The 3,843-nt window shown below is 32.3% G+C and carries 2 protein-coding genes; both read left to right on the top strand.

Annotated features, from left to right (window positions below; genetic code table 11):
• Window positions 1-42: 42 nt before the first annotated feature.
• Window positions 43-2,094 (top strand): MFS transporter, encoded by a 2,052-nt coding sequence (locus tag LQK79_RS20490; protein WP_331000780.1) that lies wholly within the window; start codon window positions 43-45, stop codon window positions 2,092-2,094.
• A gap of 208 nt (window positions 2,095-2,302) precedes the next feature.
• Window positions 2,303-3,580, top strand: coding sequence for a serine--tRNA ligase (gene serS, locus LQK79_RS20485; protein ID WP_231017733.1), 1,278 nt, complete (start codon window positions 2,303-2,305; stop codon window positions 3,578-3,580).
• Window positions 3,581-3,843: the final 263 nt, after the last annotated feature.

Genomic DNA, 3,843 nt, shown 5'->3' with positions numbered 1-3,843 from the left:
GTAAAAATATTATTATAAACATCCGTTAGTAGATTTGGTCTAATCTTTATTGGTGGGTACAACTATATTATACGAGGAAAGGATTATGGTTGGAACTCACCTACTATAATAGCTTTGTTTGCAATTTTTGCGGTTTCTCTAATTGTATTTGTTATAGTCGAACTTAAGATTTCTGCACCGATGGTAGAATTTAGTCTTTTTAAAGAACCAACCTTTACAGCATCAAATATATGTTACTTAATAACAGGTTTTGGAATTATGTGTCCTCTTCTTATTTTTAATTATTACATCCAGAATGTACTTGAATATGATACCCTTAAGGCTGCTTTTATTATGATGAGTGTTTCACTTACAACTATGTTCGCAACGCCAATTGGAAGTATTTTAAGTAAGAAAATTGGTACAAGAATTGTAAATTTTCTTGGTATATTAATTCTTGGAATTGCCACGTTTAAACTATCCTATGTGAACGCAGATATGACTAAAGGAACAATGATATTGGATTTAATTATATGTGGAATAGGACTTGGTTTTTCGGTTCAAGCACTTTCTTCATCTGTTAAATTTATTCCTAAAGAAAAAAGCGGAATGGGTTCTGGAATTATAAATGCTGCTAGACAAATAGGAAGTTGTATTGGTATTGCAATACTTGTAAGTATATTAAATAGCAATGTATCTACTGCAAAGGATAATATCAAAAATAATGTGATTTCGTATATAAGCAATAAAAATGAGATAATCAAACCTGTGAGAACAGAACTTATAAAGGTAGTAAGTGACAACTTTAAAAATACGGATAGCAATAGAAATACTATATCGCAGAGTTCAATTGAAAAGTCGGTAGAAGATATAATAAAGAATAATAAAAGCTTGTTTTCTAAGAATGCATCCTTTTATAACAATGATACCTTGAAGAAATTATACGATGGAACAAGCATAATTAGAGATGGAGCATCAAAGGCAGCGAATGGTCAGAGTTCTTTAAATAGTGGAATGAAAAATTTAGATAATGGGCTGGATGGAATTTATAATGGCAGTGTTTCATTAAATTATGGATTAGGCACTTTTAATGATGGAATTAGTAAATTAGCAGCAGGAAGTCAAAAGCTAGCAGATGGAAGTCAAGGTATAACTGCATTAATTAATGGAATAACTTCCTTAGATTCTGGCTCACAAAAGCTTATAGGACAGTTTTCATCAAGTGGTGATACAAGTAAACCAAGCTTATATGATGGCATTACTTCTGTTAGTGATGGAACGCAGAAAGTTTCTAGCGGGGTTAACAATTATGTGGCTGCTGTAAATAGTACATTATATATGCTTGTAAAAAACAATGCAGATGCAGCTAAGGTACTTGATGAGTATAGAACTAATCTTAGTAAGTTAGAAAATGATAAATCACAGGATATACAGCAAATAAAAATGCTTTCAAATATGGTAAGCATTTATACCGCGGCAATATCATCTGCAAATGAAAGTGAGTTTGAAAGTAAACTAGCAGCTTCACAAAATGTTGTTTCATCAGGCCAAACTCTTAAAGCTGGAGCAGATAATCTTCAAAATGGAGCTTCTAAAGTTGAAGCACAGTTTAAGGACAGGGGAGCCTTTAAAAGTGGAGTTGCACAACTTGCAGCTGGAGCTCATAAGCTTTCTAGTGCAGCTGCATCATTTACAAAACTTCAAGAAGGAATAGGTACTATTAATACTTCAATTTCAAAGCTAAGTAATGGTTCTTCAAAATTATATGATGGCTCGTCAAATCTAAAAAATGGCATGTATAAGGCTAAAGTTGGAAATGATAAACTTGAAGATGGTTCTAGTAAACTTGTAGATGCATCTTATAAAATAAAGGATGGAACTGAAACAGTAGTAACAAGTATAGGAATGGCTGGGCAAAAAGGTGCGATCCAAAGTGTTATGAATAAGGTTAAAAGTGAAAAGAATGATAAGTTATCGACTGCTTTTAGCAAAACATTTTTAATTTCCTCAATAATAGTAATGATATCTTCGATATTTGGACTATTTACAGATAAAAATGTAAAAATAGAAGATAAGAGTAAGGAATATGATGATAAAGCTTTAAGTAATTTATAAAGGGATATACTGATGGCTTGTTTTATTGCGCAGTTTCAATTGAATTTTTCTGGTATTAGTGATAAACTACTTTATGTATGTAAATATGAGTATTTAGAATGTTTAGTCTTATTACGAAAATATAGTATGTCATCAATTTAAGATGGCATATGCATATATAGATGTGGGAGGAGGAAACTATTGAATATGATGTTCAATAGAAATAAGTATGTTAGATTTAAAGAAAATAAGAAGCAATCCTGAAGAGGTAAAAAAATCTCTTTTAAATAGAGGGGAAGATTTTGACGTTTCTGTAATTGACAGAGTTGTAAAACTTGATGAACAAAGAAGAAAAAAATTAGTTGAAGTTGAAAACTTAAAAAGCAAGAGAAATAAGGACTCAGGTGAAATACCAAAGCTAAAAAAAGCTGGCCAAAATACAGATGCATTAATGGCAGAGATGAAAAAACTTTCAGATGATATTAAAAACATTGATGCTGAAGTTTCAAAGATAGACGAAGAAATAGAGTACATAATGCTTAGAATTCCTAATATACCTCATCCAAGTGTTCCAGAAGGTAAGTCAGATGAAGATAATGTTGAAATAAGAAAATGGGGCGAACCTAGAAAATTTGATTTTGAATTTAAAGCTCACTGGGATGTTGGAACAGATTTAAACATACTTGATTTTGAGAGAGCTGGTAAGGTAGCTGGTTCAAGATTCACTTTTTACAAAGGTCTTGGTGCAAGACTTGAAAGATCTGTAATAAACTTCTTCTTAGACACACATGTAGAAAAACACGGATATACAGAAGTACTTCCACCATACATGGTAAATAGAAGCAGTATGACAGGAACTGGTCAGCTTCCAAAGTTCGAAGAAGATGCTTTTAAAGTAGAAAATAATGGATTTTTCTTAATTCCTACAGCAGAAGTTCCAGTTACAAATCTTCATAGGGATGAAACACTTAAGGCTGAAGATTTGCCTATAAAATATGCTGCATATAGTGCATGCTTTAGATCAGAAGCTGGTTCTGCTGGAAGAGATACTAGAGGACTTGTTCGTCAGCACCAGTTTAATAAAGTTGAACTTGTTAAATTTGCAAAACCAGAAGATTCATATGATGAACTTGAAAAATTAACTCACGATGCTGAGGAAGTTCTTCAAATGTTAGGTCTTCCATATAGAGTTGTTAGAATATGCAAAGGTGATTTAGGATTTACAGCTGCATTAAAATATGATATAGAGGTTTGGATGCCAAGTTACAATAGATATGTTGAAATATCAAGTTGCAGTAACTTTGAAGATTTCCAGGCTAGACGTGCAAATATTAAATTTAAAAGAGATCCTAAGGCAAAACCAGAATTTGTTCATACATTAAATGGATCTGGAGTTGCTATTGGAAGAACTGTGGCTGCTGTTCTTGAAAACTATCAGAATGCAGATGGCAGTGTAACTGTTCCAGAAGTTTTAAGACAATACATGGGAAAAGATGTAATCCTATAAGAGGTTTGGGCGAAGCCCATTATCCTTCTAGAACTATATTAAACCACTGTGTAAGTAACAGATAAAAACTTAAATTTGGAATGTTTCAAGAATAAGAGGATTGGGCGAAGCCCATTATCCTTCTAGAACTATATTAAACTACTGTGTAAGTAATAGATAAAAACTTAAATTTGGAATGTTTCAAGAATAAGAGGTTTGGGCGAAGCCCATTATCCTTCTAGAACTATATTAAACCACTGTGTAAGTAACAGATAAAAACTTAA

This window comes from Clostridium guangxiense (assembly GCF_021043395.1).
In the GTDB taxonomy this organism is placed as follows: domain Bacteria; phylum Bacillota; class Clostridia; order Clostridiales; family Clostridiaceae; genus Clostridium_S; species Clostridium_S guangxiense.
The sequence above is the reverse complement of the archived record's forward strand: the minus strand, read 5'-3'. Positions and strand labels throughout refer to the sequence as shown.

Excerpts from the sequence above, each read along its gene's own strand:
- serS (WP_231017733.1), top strand. The coding sequence starts at position 2,303 with ATGTTAGATTTAAAGAAAATAAGAAGCAATCCTGAAGAGGTAAAAAAA.